This is a genomic window from Prevotella sp. E13-27 (assembly GCF_023217965.1).
In the GTDB taxonomy this organism is placed as follows: Bacteria; Bacteroidota; Bacteroidia; order Bacteroidales; family Bacteroidaceae; genus Prevotella.
Window position 1 is genome coordinate 167,595 of the sequence record NZ_JALPSC010000001.1, and the last position, 16,551, is coordinate 184,145.

Consider the following 16,551-nt stretch of genomic DNA (forward strand, 5'->3'; position numbering starts at 1 on the left):
TAACATATAAATAATGAATTATTATGAAAACAAATAATAAGCGTAATAACTACTTGCAGAAGCATTTACTCCCCTTCCTCACAGGGAGGGGCTGGGGGATAGGCCTACTTCTCGCTTTATGCCTTTTCTCCTGCAGCGACGATGAAATAACAGGCGACCCCGATCGCAATTGGGCTGGTACGACAACGTCATTCTCTCCCACCGATGATAAGGGTTTTGGCACATACTACACGCCGAAAATCGGCCGTGTGGGCGACCCTATGCCTTTCTATGATCAGAAGGCTGGTGGTTTCAAGGTACTCTACCTTCAGGAGTTCGACAATAATCTGAGCCATCGTTTCCATCCCATTTGGGGCGTTTCCACTCAGGATGGCTGCAACTACCAGTCGCTTGGCGAGGTTCTTCCTTTCGGTGATAATGATTATGAGCAAGATGCAGCTCTCGGAACCGGCTGTTGCTATTACAACGAGCAAGACGGCACCTATTATATTTATTATACAGGACATAATGGCAACTGCAAATACCGCGAGGTGGTGATGCGTGCCACATCTACAGACTTCAAGACATGGACAAAAGATCCACTTTGGCAAATCAATGGTCCTGCCTACGGCTATTCAAGCAATGATTTCCGTGATCCACAAGTGTTCGTTGCCGACGACGGTCTCTTCCACATGGTCATCTCCACATATCCTGCTACAGGCGGAGACCCCGTCTTCGCTGAGTTCAAGTCAGCAGACATGAAGTCATGGGAGCATATTGGCCATTTCAAGATGATCTGGGACCGCATGCTGGAATGTCCCGACATCTTTAAGATGGGCGATTACTGGTATCTCGTCTATAGTGAGAGTGTGAAAACCAACTGGAGCCGCAAGGTGAAATACATGATGGCTTCTACATACGACAATCTGAAAAATTGTTTTAATGACCCAGGAGCCAACTGGCCTAAGGATGGTCATGAGGGCGTGCTTGACAGTCGTGCTTTCTATGCTGGCAAAACAGCTTCTAACGGTACGGACCGTTACATCTGGGGATGGTGTCCTACTCGCTCTGGTGCCGATCCTCATGAGAAAAACATTAACGTAGGTGGCGGTGATGGCAACGAGCCAAATTGGAGCGGTGCATTAGTCTGCCATAAGATTATCCAGCATGCCAACGGCACACTCACCCTCGGTGCTGTTCCTGCTATGGCTGCCAAGTATAACAAAACAGTGGAGACCTCTGTCATGAGCTCCAATGGCTATGACAACGGCACACTCTCAGGTAATGATGCCTTTGTACTTTTCAACCGCCTCGGCAGTTGCAACCACATCTCTTTCACTGTCACGACCTCAAACAACTGGGACAAGTTCGGTATTTCTTTCGTTCGTAGCACTGATCCTGAATACTATTATACGTTAGTGGTTAATCCTGAAAATGAGAATCAACGCAAGGTGAACTTCGAACAGGAAGGCTACCGTGTAAAGACGAATGACAAGGGCGAGGAAGAAAAGGTCAATGGAAAAGGCTTCATCGAAGGTATTGACGGTTACTTGTTCGAGCGTCCGTCAGATAATATCTACAACATTGACATCTACACCGACAACTCTGTCATGGTGATGTATATCAACGACGTGTGCGCCTACACTCAGCGCATCTACGGCATCCAGAAAAACTGCTGGAGCATCAACAATTACGGCGGCTCCATCACAGTGAGCAATATAAAGGTATTTAATTATTAAACAACTATCTATTATGAGAAAATTTTTATCATTAGCTACACTTTTCGTAGCAACAGTGTGCAACGCACAGGTCGTTCTGTGGAATGGTGATGACAAGGAAGTGGGCAGCGATGGCGGCTTCTGGGACCGTGCCGAGCCAACAGTCGTTGAAGACGAGGGCAATAAAATCATGAAATTCACGCTGAAGGACAACCCTGGCGGATGGGACAAAGAGCACTGCAACTTTGCCCTGCCCCTGGGCGATGTCAACTTCAAAGGTCTGCGCCGCATGACGCTCCGCATCAAGATGGGTGTGAACCACAACGTGCTGGTCAAGCTGGTCAAGGACGGTGACGGCGGTTACAATACCGGTCGTCTGTTCTGGTGCGGCAACACCAACGAGTGGAACATCCTGACCTTTGAGTTTGCCGCAGGACCTGACAACGACAAGATTGCCGATACGGACAATACCGTGCTCGAGATCTGGCCCTTCGAAGAGGGCGATGCACTGAACAACGTGGGTCAGACCGTCTATATCGACGACATCAAGCTGGAAGGACCGATGGTGAACAACGTAGCCGTTCGCTCGCTGGCCGACAACTCACTCACGGGTGAGGTCGTCGTAACCGGTGTCATTGGCAAGGGCGACTATCAGTGTACGTGGGATGGCGACTGGCACAACGAGCGCTACGACGACTATGCCGTGCTCTGCGCTAAGCTGGCTCCTACAGCCACCAAGCTCAACGTGAGCGGTGCTGGCCGGTGGGAAGAGGACTGGACAGCCATCAAGGCCAAGTGTCCCAACATTGAGATCATCACCGATGAAGTAACGGCCATTCAGCAGGTCAACCTTCGCCCTGCAAGCACTGTAACCGAGTACTACAACTTCGCTGGCCAGCATGTGGCTAAGACCACTCGCTCGGTGACTACAGGAGACGCTTGTTCCGCAGGTCTCAAGAAGGGTCTGATTATTGTCCGCTCAGCATCTGGCAAGAATGGCAAAAAGATACTGGTAAAGTAATAAGGTAAAAGTTAGTATTATTTATAGTTATTAGATTAAGGTAAAAGATTGTTTTTCAGTGAATGTTCGCCCAGATGCCTGTGAAGGTTTATCTGGGCGATTTTTTTGCTATTTATGATATTTTTGTTGCAACGAACGATTTTTCTTATTGTTTGTATCATTATTTATATGCTATGATCATTACAAACACTAAATTTGCAGCAGATTAAATCAATAACTAAAAACTAAAGAACATGAAGAGAGTATTGCTTACATTGACTGTCTTGCTTGCAGTCACATTGATGGAAGCCCAGGTGACACCCATCGTGTTAGGCGACAGCCATGCTATGCTAAAGATGATGCAAGGCAAGAAGTTCGTGCTGCTGCCTGTACAGGAAGCAGAGGACATTGCATCGATTGCTGTGTTGGACAATAGTAATAATATGGTTCAGCGTCTGAATGTGAAACTGGCTATCGACCGCGTGGATTATTATGTGCCTTATGAGTTGAAAGGTGCTGCGTTGCTGGACATAGAATTTCACGGCGACCGTCGGCAGAAGGGTGCCGTTGGCGAGTTCGTGTGTTGGAAAGAGATTGAGTTCTCTGATACTTTCGACACCACAAATCGTGAGCGTTTTCGTCCAGTTTACCACCATACACCTCTATATGGTTGGATGAATGACCCTAATGGTATGTTCTTTAAAGATGGAACTTGGCACCTCTATTATCAGTGGAACCCTTACGGCTCGCAGTGGGAGAATATGCACTGGGGACACTCTACCTCTCGCGACCTTATTCACTGGGAAACACATCCCATAGCTCTCGAACCCGACTGGTTGGGCAGCATCTTCAGTGGTTCCTGTGTAACAAATGGCGATGAGGTGGTGGCTTTCTATACATCGGCAGGAATGCATCAGACTCAGTCAATGGCTGTGTCGAAAGACGGTGGTCGCACGTTTGAAAAATATAGTGGCAACCCTGTACTAACCACCAGTGATGTACCAGATTTCCGTGACCCGCGCCCATTCTGGAATGAAGATATCAAAGCATGGAACCTCATATTGGCCGCTGGTCAGGAGATGCGTATCTACTCGTCGAAGGACTTGAAGGAATGGAAATATGAGAGTTCGTTTGGCAAGGGATATGGTAATCATAGTGGTGTTTGGGAATGTCCGGATTTATTTAAGATTAACAATAAATGGGTGCTTATCTGCAATATCAACCCTGGCGGTCCCTTTGGAGGTTCTGCAACCCAGTATTTCGTGGGACAGTTCGACGGTCATAAATTCACCTGCGAGTCTATGCCGAAAGTGACGAAGTGGATGGACTATGGCAAAGACCATTATGCCACAGTATCGTTCTATAATGCACCAGAAAATAGAAGAGTTGTGATGGCGTGGATGTCGAACTGGCAGTATGCTAACCATGTTCCCACTAAGCAGTATCGTTCAGGCAACTCTATTCCCCGTGACTTGGGACTGTTTACCTGCGGCGAGGAGACCTACGTCAGCGTAGTACCATCAAAAGAGATGCTCACCCTTCGTGGTGCGAAGGTGAAGAAGCCCACGGAAGCATGTGAGATTATCATAGATACAAAGAGCATGACAGAGATTGTGCTGTCGAACTCAAAGGGCGAACAGGTCACTATGGTTTACGATGCCCAAAAGCAGACCTTCTCAATGGACCGCACTAAGAGTGGCAAGCTGAGCTTCAGCGAGGCCTTCCCCTGTGTGACAACAGCACCTACCTACGGCACAATAAAACAGCTGCGCCTCTTCATTGACCGATGCAGCATAGAGGCCTTCGATGCAGAAGGCAAGATGTCCATGACCAACCTGGTGTTCCCATCAGAACCATATACAAATATAAAAATAAAAGGTGGTAAAGCCACGATATACGAGATAAAGTATTAATAAAAAGATTCGTGCAATTCGTTAAATTCGTTGTAGAAAAAAAGAAATATTATGGGTAATCAAAACAAATCTATTTATTTCATCCCCGTGATGCTCTGCTTCTTCTGCATGGGCTTTGTGGACTTGGTAGGCATTGCCTCCAACTATGTGAAGGAAGACCTCGCGCTGACGGACTCTGTAGCCAATGTGTTCCCATCGCTCGTCTTCTTTTGGTTCCTCATCTTCAGTGTACCCACTGGCATGCTGATGAATAAGATCGGTCGTAAGAAGACCGTGCTGCTCTCGCTCGTGGTAACGGTGGTGTCGCTGATATTGCCATTGTTTGGCGAGTCGTTCGGCATCATGCTTGTGGCCTTCTCGCTACTCGGCATCGGCAACGCCCTGATGCAGACTTCGCTCAACCCGCTAGTGTCAACAGTAATGGGTGGCGGTAACCTGGCTTCGACGCTGACCTTCGGACAGTTCATTAAGGCCATCGCCTCGTTCTCGGCTCCTTATCTGGCCATGTGGGGTGCCACGATGGTCATCCCTGAGTTCGGACTGAATTGGCGCGTGCTGTTTGGTATCTTCCTCGTCGTAGGCATACTCTCCACCATTCTGCTCTTCGTAACACCCATCGAGGAGCAACCTATCGAGGGTAAGCCCTCGACGTTTGCGGAGTGCTTCAAACTTTTGGGCACCCCCATCGTGCTGCTGTCGTTCCTCGGCATTATGTGCCATGTGGGCATCGACGTGGGCACAAACACCACAGCTCCGAAAATCCTGATGGAGCGTCTGGGCATGACGCTCAACGAGGCAGCCTTTGCCACAAGCCTCTACTTCATCTTCCGTACCATTGGCTGTCTGACGGGCTCGTTCTTCCTGCGTGTGCTGAAGATGCGGACGTTCTTCATCATCTCTGTCTGCATGATGGCTCTGTCGATGTGTGGCCTGTTTGTAGGTACAGAGAAATGGATACTCTACGCCGCCATTGCCCTCGTAGGCTACGGTAACTCCAACGTCTTCTCTATGTGCTTCGCCACCGCCCTTGAGTCGATGCCCACGAAGCAGAACGAGGTGTCAGGTCTGATGATTATGGGTCTCTTCGGCGGCACCATCTTCCCGCTCTTCATGGGATTACTGAGCGACGCCATGGGACAGGCCGGCGCCGTGCTGGTGATGGCCGTAGGTGTCGTGTATCTCTTTATGTATATCAAACAATGTTCTCGATAAGTCATGTACAGAGCCGAACTTGTTCGGACTATGTTATGGCGAGAGAACAAAAACGAAGTTTAATTAAAAACCGCATAGAATATGAACAAACGTTATGTAGTAGGACTCGGAGAAGTCCTGTGGGATGTACTTCCTGAAGGTAAGAAACTGGGTGGCGCACCCGCTAACTTCGCCTATCATGCCGGGCAGTTCTTAGGCATGAACAACACCATAGCAGTCAGCGCACTCGGCGAGGATAAACTGGCCGACGAGACCATCGAGGCCTTGAAGGAGCACGGTCTGAACGACCTACTACCACGTGTGCCCTACCCTACTGGTACTGTGCAGGTACAGCTTGACGAGCAGGGCATCCCCACGTACGACATCAAGGAGAACGTGGCATGGGACAACATCCCTTTCGACGACGACATCGCCGAGATTGCCCGTAACTGCCGTGCCGTGTGCTTCGGCTCTCTGGCCCAGCGTAATGTGGTCAGCCGTGAGACCATTCAGAAGTTTCTCGATGCCACTCCTGATGACTGCCTGAAGATTTTTGATATCAACCTACGCCAACAATTCTATACGCAAGAGATTCTGCGTGAGTCATTCCAGCGTTGCAACATCCTGAAGATTAACGATGAGGAACTGGTGCTCATTGGCCGCATGTTCGGCTATCCCGGCCTCGACATCGAGAACAAGTGCTGGCTCATCCTGGGCAAGTACAACCTTGACATGCTTGTGCTTACCTGCGGCACTAACGGTAGCTACGTATTCACCCCTGGTCATGTGTCCTTCCAGGAAACACCAAAGGTCAAGGTGGCCGATACCGTAGGTGCTGGCGACTCTTTCACTGGTTCGTTCGTAGGTAGCATTCTCAATGGAAAATCTGTGCCCGAAGCACATAGCACAGCCGTTCAGGTCTCCGCCTACGTCTGCACACAGAATGGAGCCATGCCAACCTATCCAGAAGAACTACTGAAATAAAGCAATCCTATTTCATTCAACGCCAGAACACATACCATGTTTGTTCTGGCGTTTTTAGTGCAATTGTTGTAGCCTATTAAACGTACGCACCTTTTAATGAAGGTTAAATTCGTTAAATCTGCTCCCGTTTTTGCACATTTCAAATTCGTCAATTCACTTTTCTACCATTTAACGAGGAAGTTGCTGATTATCAACGCTTAATACGTTCGTATATTGATTATGTGACGTTGCATGTACCTGCTGAATCCGTGAACAATTATAAGAACCATGAGGTATGGGCAAGTTCAAGGCTGTCGTTCCTCTCACAGATGAAGAGGTGGGTATCGATCAGGTATTCATGACGAAGACTAATGGCAACGCTCCCATCATCTACAATATGAACGGTCAACGAATCAACAGTCCGGCAAAGGGTCTGAACATCATCCAAGGCCGCAAAGTTTTGATAAAGTAAAACAATCACAATGCAAAAAACAATCGGTTTGAGTCAGACTCAAACCGATTGCTTTTTACATTCCCTCGCCCATATTTGAAGGTTCTTGTCTTGTGGAATCACAAGAAAACACAAACTTTTTATGGAAAAGTTTTGTGTATTCTAAAACTTCTTGTATTTTTGTAACCGTAAATATACAATATTGTAGTATTATATCAAATTTTCTAGTCTAAATTATCATAAATGTAATATAAATTATGGGGGATTATTCTGACTATTCAGCACCAGAACTGGTGAGGATGCTTGGCAGTCGTTTTAAGGACTATCGACTCAGAGCTAATATGACACAGAAAGAGGTGGCAGAGATGGCTGGTCTTTCCGTGCTAAGTGTCTATCGGTTTGAGAATGGTACGGTAACAAATATCTCGCTCAGCACGTTCCTGCTACTGATGAAGGCAGTGGGCTGCATCAACGACCTGAATGAGCTGATGCCAGAACAGCCAGAGTCTCCTTATTTATATAAAGAGACCAAGAAGATTCAACGTGTAAGGCATAAGAAAGTATGAGAGAGGTGTTAAAGGTATTTCTATGGGGGCAGGAGATTGGTCGTTTGTCGTGGAATGATGCCAGAAAGACAACCTTTTTCGTCTATAATCCAGAGTTCCTGAAAGGTTCTTTGGATGTAGCTCCGCTTGCTGCCTCAATTCATCATCCATTGAGTACACGTGCCATCTTTGGTGAAGCAGAACGTATTTATCAGAAACTGCCGTCGTTTATAGCCGACTCCCTGCCAGATGCATGGGGTAACCAACTCTTTGAACAGTGGCGAAAAGAAAACATACTGACAGAAAGGAGTGTTACCTCTTTGGAGAAGTTGGCATTCATTGGCAGACGTGGTATGGGCGCCTTAGAATTCGTTCCTGAAATAGAGCGAGGCACAATGAACGACAAGATTGACATCAAGGCATTGGCAGATCTAGCTGAAAAGATTGCCATCGAACGCGAAAACGTGAGAATATTGCCTGATGAGTCATTGACTTTACAATCGTTGATATCCGTTGGCACCTCTGCTGGTGGACGTCAGCCCAAGGGGATTATTGCCATGAATCGTGAGACTGGTGAGATTCGTAGCGGTCAGGTGGATTTAGAATCTAGCTACGATTACTATATCCTGAAGTTTGGAGACAATAGACGTTCGTCTGCAGAGTTGGAGCAGACCTATTACGAAATGGCATTGGCAGCTGGCATTAGCATGATGGAGTCCAGAATGCTTGAGGTGGATGGAACAAAACATTTCCTCACCAAGCGATTTGATCGTGATGAGAACGGGAAACTGCACACGCAGACATTAGCAGCGATGGATCCAGAAGCCGACTCCTACGAAAAGCTTTTCGCTGTATGTCGCAAGTTGCATCTACCAGAAGTGGATTGCCAAGAACTCTTTCGCCGTATGGTGTTCAACATATTGGCCAACAACACCGATGACCACCATAAGAACTTTACGTTCATCATGGATCGCCAAGGCAGGTGGCGCCTATCGCCTGCCTATGATATGACCTATATCTTTGACTCAGGCGGTTATCTTCCCAACAAGGAGCATTGCCTGATGATTGGCGGCAAATATCAGGACATCACACTCGACGATATCATTTCGTTTGCAAGCGAAAATGGTATCCGTGCGCCTAAATCCATCATTAATAAAGTAGCTACGGCAGTGTCGACATTCAGGTCGCTGGCAAAGAAAAACGGTGTATCTGATGAATGGACAGGCCGAGTAGAAACTACTATCATCGCCCATTTGAAAGCTTGGGGCGAATGGAATGAAGAGAACAACACAGCGCTGTTTCTTCAAGTCATAAAAGAATGAGCATCATAGCCCCTTTCTCACATCCCATGTATGTGATGGCGAAGGCAGTAGGAGCATCGTGTAACCTGGCGTGCAAATACTGCTACTATACGGAGAAGAAGAATCTGTATAGGGATGACGCGCGCCACGTGATGAGCGACGAACTGTTGGAGCGATTCACACGTCAGTATATAGAGGCGCAGACCATGAATGAGATTCTCTTTACCTGGCATGGGGGAGAACCGCTGATGCGCCCCATCAGTTTCTATGAGAAGGCTATCCGCCTACAACAGCAGTATGGCAGAGGAAGAACCATCAACAACTGCTTTCAGACCAACGGCACACTGATAGATGATGAATGGGCAGCATTTTTCAAGCGACATAACATGCTGGTGGGGGTATCGATAGACGGTCCACAACCCTATCACGATGCCTATCGAAAGAGTCGAAACGGAGGGCCATCGTTCCATCAGGTGATGAAGGGCATAGACATTCTCAACAGACATGGCGTAGATTGGAACGCGATGGCTGTGGTGAATAACCTGAATGCGGAGGCACCACTGGGGTTCTATCATTTCTTCAAGGATATAGGATGCCACTATATCCAGTTTACGCCCGTGGTGGAGCGCATCAAAGGACACGAGGACGGACGCCATCTGGCATCGCTGACAGACAGTGAAGAGTTGGCGCTGGCCGATTTCTCAGTCACACCAGAGCAATGGGGTCGTTTCCTCTGTGAGCTATTCGACGAGTGGGTGCGCAAGGATGTAGGCACGTATTTCATACAGTTGTTTGATGCCACACTGGCCAATTATGCAGGTATAGAACCAGGCATATGCTCAATGTCAGAGAGTTGCGGTCATGCCAACGTGATGGAGTATAATGGCGACCTGTATAGCTGCGACCACTTCGTATTCCCAGAATATAAACTGGGCAACATCAACAAAGAGACACTCACGGAGATGCTCTACGGCGAACGGCAGACGACATTCGGAAGGAACAAAAGAGCGACACTGCCTCAGCAATGTCGCGAATGTAAATTTAACAGAATCTGCAATGGAGAATGTCCAAGAAACCGATTCGTAAAAGACCGTTACGGCAACCCTGGACTGAACTACCTATGTGCGGGCTATCATAAGTTCTTTGAGCATTCAGCACCCTATTTCGCATTTATGAAACAGGAGCTGGACAACGACAGGGCGCCTGCCAACGTGATGAGCCAATTGTTCTGAATCAGATATAGAACTCGGAGGAGTCTATCAGTCCTGCTCGCAGGGCATATTTCACAACCTCATGAGCAGTGTTCACACCCAGCTTACGGAAGATGTTCTTACGATGAGTGGTGATAGTGTGAATGCTCGAGAAGCGCTCGCTGGCAATCTCCTTGGTTGTCTTACCCTGAGCTATGGCCTTCACAATTTCCGTCTCAGTGGCTGTCAACACACTGGGTTGCTCATCATCATCCTGCTGTTGACTGATAATCACCTCTAGTGCACGCTGACTGATATAGCGGTTATGACGACTGGCAGCTTGCAAAGCTTCACGCACCTCCTGTAAAGGGCCATCCTTGAAAACGACGCTAAACTGGTGTGAGGAATAAACAACACGACGGAGAAAACGAGAAGTCAGCTCATCGCTTATAAGCACCCACTGCGATAGTGAGAAACGCTCAGCGACAATCAGGAGCTGATCCTCATCGGCGAAGTCGAACAGCGTATAGTCGAGAATAACAATGGCACTCTCATGTTCTTTGAGAAGGGATACCAGTCCTACCCTGTCGAAGGCTCGATAAACCAATGCTGTTTCGTCCTGCTGAAGAAGGCTCTCCAGTGCGAAGCGTGTCAGTTCCTGATTGTCTGCTAAGATAAAGTTTCTCATATCATCTGCAAAGTTACGAAGATTTTTTTATATCTGGTCAAGCGCCTGAGACAAATCCTCAATAATATCGTCGATGTGCTCGGTACCGATGCTCAAGCGGATGGTAGAGGGTGTGATGTGCTGTTCAGCCAGTTCCTCAGGCGAGAGCTGAGAGTGGGTGGTGGTGTATGGATGAATCACCAGACTCTTAACGTCGGCCACATTGGCCAAGAGTGAGAAGATCTGCAGGGCATCGATAAACTTCCAAGCCTCTTCCTGACCACCCTTTATCTCGAAGGTGAAGATAGAGCCACCACCGTTGGGGAAGTACTTCTGATAAAGTTTGTGGTCATGATGACTCTCAAGAGCAGGATGGTTAACCTTAGCCACCTTTGGATGATTGGCGAGGAAATCAACCACCTTCAGGGCGTTCTCTACATGACGCTCTACGCGCAGGCTCAGTGTCTCTACACCCTGCAACAAGATGAAGGCGTTGAAGGGTGAGATAGCAGCACCAGTATCGCGCAGGATGACGGCACGGATACGTGTGACGTAAGCGGCAGCACCTACGGCATCAGCGAAAACGATACCATGATAAGAGGGATCGGGCTTAGAGAGTGTTGGGAACTTGTCGTTCTGTTTCCAGTCGAACTTACCTCCATCTACAATCACACCACCGAGGCTGGTGCCGTGGCCGCCCAGGAACTTGGTGGCAGAATGCACAACAATATCTGCACCATGCTCCAACGGACGGATGAGATAAGGTGTTCCAAAAGTGTTATCGACAATAAATGGGATGCCGTGCTTGTGGGCTACTGCTGCCACGCCCTCAAGGTCGAGCACATCAGAGTTGGGGTTGCCGAAGGTCTCGGCATATACTACTTTAGTGTTGGGTTTGATAGCGGCTTCAAGAGCGTCAAGGTCATTCACGTTAATAATGGTGTTTGTAATGCCCTGTGTAGCCAGCGTATGTGTAATTAGGTTGTAAGAGCCACCATAAAGGTTGTCGGCAGCCACGATATGATCGCCAGCCTGCACAATGTTCTGCAAGGCATAGGTGATAGCAGCTGCACCTGAGGCTACAGCCAGACCAGCCACTCCACCCTCGAGGGCAGCCACACGGTCTTCAAACACTCCCTGGGTAGAGTTGGTCAGACGACCATAAATATTACCTGCATCACGCAGACCAAAGCGGTCGGCAGCATGCTGTGAATTACGGAACACATACGACGTGGTCTGATAGATGGGCACGGCGCGTGCATCGGTTGCGGGGTCAGCCTGTTCTTGGCCTACGTGGAGTTGCAAAGTCTCGAAACGGTAATTCTTGTTCTGTGCCATAATCTTTTTCCTTTCTTTTATTTAATTTGGTTATTTGGTTGTCTTGTCGTTTGGTCGTTTGGAGAAGTAACCGATGGCAGTTTGTGTTATTCCTAAACAACCAAACGACTAATCTCCTAAACGACTAATCACGATGCAAAGGTACGGACTTTAGAAATATCCACCAAATTTCTTGCCAAATACAGAAAAATTACCTATTTTTGCATTTCGGAAAGAAAATCATTCCAAAAGAGGCGCTATGGAGCCCCTTTTGCAGAAAATCATTCTGAATTATGGCAGAAATCTTAGACGAAACCGACCTGCAGATACTGAAAACGCTGCAAAAAAACGCGAAACTGACAACAAAAGAGCTGGCAGATGCAGTACATCTGACCCCTACCCCAGTATTTGAACGACAGAAAAGGCTGGAAAAGAAAGGTTACATAAAGAAGTATGTAGCCGTGCTCGATGCCGAGAAGTTAGGGCAAGGCCTTCAGGTCTTCTGTAAAGTGAAACTAAAGCAGATAAACCATGAGATTGCCAATGCCTTCACACATCGCATTATGCGCATACCAGAAGTTACAGAGTGTTATAACACATCGGGCGCATACGACTATCTGTTAAAGGTACGTGCACGCGACATGAAGCAATATCAGGAATTTGTACTCAACAAGCTTGGTGAGATAGAGAGCTTGGCATCTATTGAGAGTACCTTCGTGATGAGCGAAATAAAACAGAGCTACGGCATTAACATCTAACACTGCTCTGTAATATGACGCAACTCCTGTGGAGTCATGCCAATGACATCCATGAACTAGCGATTGAAAGTGCGTATGACAGAGAAGCCCGCCTGCTGTGCACAGGCAGCGATGCCCCATGCAGGCTGCGTCTGTAGGTAGTACATAGAGCGCAGCAAACGAAGATAGTCAAGATAGTCGTCAACACTCTTGTGTATTGGCGAGCGACGGAACAGCTCTATTATACGCGTCTGAGTAGTACCTATAAGCTCTGACAGTTCCTTCAGTCCGAAGTCAGGATTCTCATAAGGGTACTTCAATGAAACATTATATCAAAAGAATTTACACCTTCTTAAGATGATTTTGAGGGTAAAAAGCAAAGTTAATGGGAAGAAAAATATGTAGAAATCATAAAAAGAGAGACTACAGTCGCTATGACTATAGTCTCTCATGAAAAGATGGCGGCTTCCTACTCTCCCGCATTGCATTGCAGTACCATCGGCGCAAGCGGGCTTAACTTCTCTGTTCGGAATGGGAAGAGGTGGGACCCCGCCGCAATAACCACCTGAATATAGGGGTTGACATATCAACACAAGAACAATAAGCAGCGCTAAAGCGCGACTGACTTACAGCAGAAAATATGCGCCAGAGGCGAAAGATATCGGGCAATTAGTAGTGCTCGGCTTTGACATCACTGTCTTTACACCTGCACCCTATCAACGTCGTAGTCTACGACGACCCTCAATGGAGCCCTAATCTTGTGGCCGGCTTCGCACTTAGATGCTTTCAGCGCTTATCCGAACCCGACGCGGATACCCAGCGGTGCACCTGGCGGTACAACTGGCAGACCGGAGGTCGGTCAATCACGGTCCTCTCGTACTAGTGACCGATCCACTCAAGACTCCTGCGCCCACGATAGATAGAGACCGAACTGTCTCACGACGTTCTGAACCCAGCTCGCGTGCCACTTTAATGGGCGAACAGCCCAACCCTTGGGACCTTCTCCAGCCCCAGGATGTGACGAGCCGACATCGAGGTGCCAAACCACCCCGTCGATATGAGCTCTTGGGGGGGATCAGCCTGTTATCCCCGGAGTACCTTTTATCCTTTGAGCGACGGACCTTCCACACGGCTCCGCCGGATCACTATGCCCCAGTTTCCTGCCTGCTCGGCATGTCTGCCTCCCAGTCAAGCGCCCTTATGCCATTGCACTCTGTAAGGCCGGTTACCAATCGGCCCGAGGGCACCTTTGGAAGCCTCCGTTACGCTTTTGGAGGCGACCACCCCAGTCAAACTACCCACCAAGCAGTGTCCGGATATCAACCCGTTAGACCTCAGGCAGCAGAAGGGCCGTATTTCAAGGATGGCTCCACGAATGCTGGCGCACCCGATTCAAAGCCTCCGGCCTATCCTACACATCCGATGACCAAGGTCAGTGCTAAGCTGTAGTAAAGGTTCACGGGGTCTTTTCGTCCCATCGCGGGTAATCGGCATCTTCACCGATACTACAATTTCACTGAGATCGTGGCCGAGACAGCGTCCGGATCATTACACCATTCGTGCAGGTCGGAACTTACCCGACAAGGAATTTCGCTACCTTAGGACCGTTATAGTTACGGCCGCCGTTTACTGGGGCTTCAATTCAAAGCTTCGCCAAAAAGGTTGACTTCTCCTCTTAACCTTCCAGCACCGGGCAGGTGTCAGGCTGTATACCTCATCTTGCGAGTTTGCACAGCCCTGTGTTTTTGTTAAACAGTTGCCTGGACCTATTCTCTGCGCCTCACCAAAGTGAGGACCCTTTATCCCGAAGTTACAGGGTCAGTTTGCCTAGTTCCTTAGCCACGACTCTCTCAACGCCTTAGTATGTTCTACCCGACTACGTGTGTCCGTTTGCGGTACGGGTTCCCAGTGGATAAGCTTAGCGGATTTTCTAGGGAGTAGGGTTACCTGCACTCGGCTGCCCCCGAAAGGGCTGCCGTACTATAGGCACTCAGCTCAACTGGTGGATTTGCCTGCCAGCCTCATTGCCTAATGCCGTCAACGCACACATCCGTCGGTGCGCGGCAGTGTCACTCCTCCGTCTCCACAATCGCTCCAAAGGGAAGTCACGGAATATTAACCGTGTCGGCCATCGCCATCGCCGTTCGGCTGAGACTTAGGACCCGACTAACCCCGGGCTGAATGACATAGCCCGGGAAACCTTAGTCTTACGGCGGAGGGGAATCTCACCCCTCTTATCGTTACTTATACCTACATTTGCTTTTCCAGACGCTCCAGCGTGCATCGTCAACACGCCTTCAAGGCAACTGGAATGCTCCCCTACCGATACTTTTATTATTGCTATCCCGCGCCTTCGGTACCTGTCTTATACCCGATTATTATCCACGCCCGGCCTCTCGACTAGTGAGCTGTTACGCACTCTTTGAATGAATGGCTGCTTCCAAGCCAACATCCTAGCTGTCATCGAGGCCAGACTTCGTTAGACTAACTCAGACAGGATTCCGGGACCTTAGACGGCGGTCTGGATTCTTCTCCTCTCGGGGACGGACCTTAGCACCCGCCCCCTTACTGCATGGCTGCGGAGCATGAGCATTCGGAGTTCGTCAGGTCTCGATAGGCGGTGAAGCCCTCTTGACCTATCGGTCGCTCTACCTCTCATGCTGATTACCACACGCGGCACCTAAATGCCTTTCGGGGAGTACGAGCTATCTCCGAGTTTGATTGGCCTTTCACTCCTACACACACCTCATCCGGAAGCTTTTCAACGCTTATCAGTGCGGACCTCCATCCCGTGTTACCGGGACTTCATCCTGGACATGTGTAGATCACTCGGTTTCGCGTCTACCCCCACCGACTAAACGGCCTATTCAGCCTCGCTTTCACTGCGGTTGCGTCACAGAGTGACTTAACCTCGCCGGTGATGGTAACTCGTAGGTTCATTATGCAAAAGGCACGCCGTCACTGCAAAAGCAGCTCCGACCGCTTGTAGGCGACTGGTTTCAGGTACTATTTCACTCCCCTGCTAGGGGTGCTTTTCACCTTTCCCTCACGGTACTGGTACACTATCGGTCTCTCGGGAGTATTTAGCCTTGCCGGATGGGCCCGGCGGATTCGCGCAGAATTACTCGTGCTCCGCGTTACTCAGGATACCACTAGGACTAAGGTCGCTTCGGATACAGGATTGTCACCTTCTACGATCGTTCTTTCCAGAACGTTCTCCTCACAACAAGTAATCCACGGCGTGGTCCTACAACCCCGGCTGTGCATTGCTACACAGGCGGTTTAGGCTCTTCCCCGGTCGCTCGCCACTACTGGGGGAATCATTGTTATTTTCTCTTCCTGCGGGTACTAAGATGTTTCAGTTCCCCGCGTTCGCCTCACCATATCAGAGATGGTGATAACTGTCCTTCAGACAGCTGGGTTGTCCCATTCGGAAATCCGCGCATCAAAGGTCATTTGCACCTACACACGGCTTATCGCAGCTTATCACGTCCTTCATCGCCTCCGAGAGCCAAGGCATCCACCAGACGCCCTAACTTTCTTTCGCCATAACTTCTCTTTTAATCTATAGTAACTATA

The 16,551-nt window shown here is 48.8% G+C and carries 13 protein-coding genes and 2 rRNA genes; 10 read left to right on the top strand and 5 right to left on the bottom strand.

Annotation, left to right across the window (positions count from 1 at the left end):
- Positions 1 to 23: 23 nt before the first annotated feature.
- From M1L52_RS00750 to M1L52_RS00790, 9 genes are all read left to right on the top strand, one after another.
- Positions 24 to 1,718: a glycoside hydrolase family 32 protein gene (locus M1L52_RS00750; protein ID WP_248612923.1), complete on the top strand. Its 1,695-nt coding sequence runs from the start codon at positions 24 to 26 to the stop codon at positions 1,716 to 1,718.
- A gap of 13 nt (positions 1,719 to 1,731) precedes the next feature.
- Positions 1,732 to 2,718: a hypothetical protein gene (locus tag M1L52_RS00755; protein WP_248612924.1), complete on the top strand. Its 987-nt coding sequence runs from the start codon at positions 1,732 to 1,734 to the stop codon at positions 2,716 to 2,718.
- A 233-nt stretch (positions 2,719 to 2,951) separates the two neighbouring features.
- Positions 2,952 to 4,610 carry a DUF4980 domain-containing protein gene (locus tag M1L52_RS00760; RefSeq protein ID WP_248612925.1) on the top strand — a complete coding sequence of 553 codons (1,659 nt, stop codon included), beginning with the start codon at positions 2,952 to 2,954 and terminating at the stop codon, positions 4,608 to 4,610.
- 51 nt (positions 4,611 to 4,661) lie between these two features.
- Positions 4,662 to 5,822: an MFS transporter gene (locus tag M1L52_RS00765; RefSeq protein WP_248612926.1), complete on the top strand. Its 1,161-nt coding sequence runs from the start codon at positions 4,662 to 4,664 to the stop codon at positions 5,820 to 5,822.
- Between the two features lie 81 nt (positions 5,823 to 5,903).
- On the top strand, positions 5,904 to 6,785 hold the full coding sequence (locus M1L52_RS00770) for a carbohydrate kinase family protein (RefSeq protein WP_248612927.1): 882 nt from the start codon (positions 5,904 to 5,906) through the stop codon (positions 6,783 to 6,785).
- 274 nt (positions 6,786 to 7,059) lie between these two features.
- Positions 7,060 to 7,236: a hypothetical protein gene (locus M1L52_RS00775; protein ID WP_248612928.1), complete on the top strand. Its 177-nt coding sequence runs from the start codon at positions 7,060 to 7,062 to the stop codon at positions 7,234 to 7,236.
- Between the two features lie 236 nt (positions 7,237 to 7,472).
- Positions 7,473 to 7,781: a helix-turn-helix domain-containing protein gene (locus tag M1L52_RS00780; protein ID WP_248612929.1), complete on the top strand. Its 309-nt coding sequence runs from the start codon at positions 7,473 to 7,475 to the stop codon at positions 7,779 to 7,781.
- A complete protein-coding gene (locus tag M1L52_RS00785; protein ID WP_248612930.1) occupies positions 7,778 to 9,082 on the top strand; it encodes a type II toxin-antitoxin system HipA family toxin in 1,305 nt (434 codons plus the stop codon). Before M1L52_RS00780 ends, M1L52_RS00785 begins: the two co-directional genes overlap by 4 nt.
- On the top strand, positions 9,079 to 10,293 hold the full coding sequence (locus tag M1L52_RS00790) for an anaerobic sulfatase-maturation protein (protein WP_248612931.1): 1,215 nt from the start codon (positions 9,079 to 9,081) through the stop codon (positions 10,291 to 10,293). The genes M1L52_RS00785 and M1L52_RS00790 overlap by 4 nt, the downstream gene beginning before the upstream one ends.
- 1 nt (position 10,294) lies before the next feature.
- Here M1L52_RS00790 and M1L52_RS00795 read toward each other — a convergent pair whose 3' ends face one another.
- Both M1L52_RS00795 and M1L52_RS00800 read right to left on the bottom strand, forming a co-directional pair.
- On the bottom strand, positions 10,295 to 10,939 hold the full coding sequence (locus M1L52_RS00795; RefSeq protein ID WP_248612932.1) for a helix-turn-helix transcriptional regulator: 645 nt from the start codon (positions 10,937 to 10,939) through the stop codon (positions 10,295 to 10,297).
- 27 nt (positions 10,940 to 10,966) lie between these two features.
- Positions 10,967 to 12,256 carry an O-acetylhomoserine aminocarboxypropyltransferase/cysteine synthase family protein gene (locus M1L52_RS00800; RefSeq protein ID WP_248612933.1) on the bottom strand — a complete coding sequence of 430 codons (1,290 nt, stop codon included), beginning with the start codon at positions 12,254 to 12,256 and terminating at the stop codon, positions 10,967 to 10,969.
- Between the two features lie 272 nt (positions 12,257 to 12,528).
- Between M1L52_RS00800 and M1L52_RS00805 the strand changes: the two genes are divergently transcribed.
- Complete coding sequence (locus M1L52_RS00805) at positions 12,529 to 12,993, top strand: Lrp/AsnC family transcriptional regulator (RefSeq protein ID WP_248612934.1); 465 nt, start codon at positions 12,529 to 12,531, stop codon at positions 12,991 to 12,993.
- A gap of 56 nt (positions 12,994 to 13,049) precedes the next feature.
- Here the strand turns inward: M1L52_RS00805 and M1L52_RS00810 are convergent, their stop codons facing one another.
- From M1L52_RS00810 to M1L52_RS00820, 3 genes are all read right to left on the bottom strand, one after another.
- The gene (locus M1L52_RS00810; RefSeq protein ID WP_248612935.1) at positions 13,050 to 13,292 is read right to left on the bottom strand and encodes a helix-turn-helix domain-containing protein; all 243 of its coding nucleotides are present in this window, start codon (positions 13,290 to 13,292) and stop codon (positions 13,050 to 13,052) included.
- A 136-nt stretch (positions 13,293 to 13,428) separates the two neighbouring features.
- A 5S ribosomal RNA gene (gene rrf / locus M1L52_RS00815) occupies positions 13,429 to 13,541 on the bottom strand.
- Between the two features lie 79 nt (positions 13,542 to 13,620).
- Positions 13,621 to 16,520 (bottom strand): 23S ribosomal RNA (locus tag M1L52_RS00820).
- Between the last annotated feature and the right edge of the window lie 31 nt (positions 16,521 to 16,551).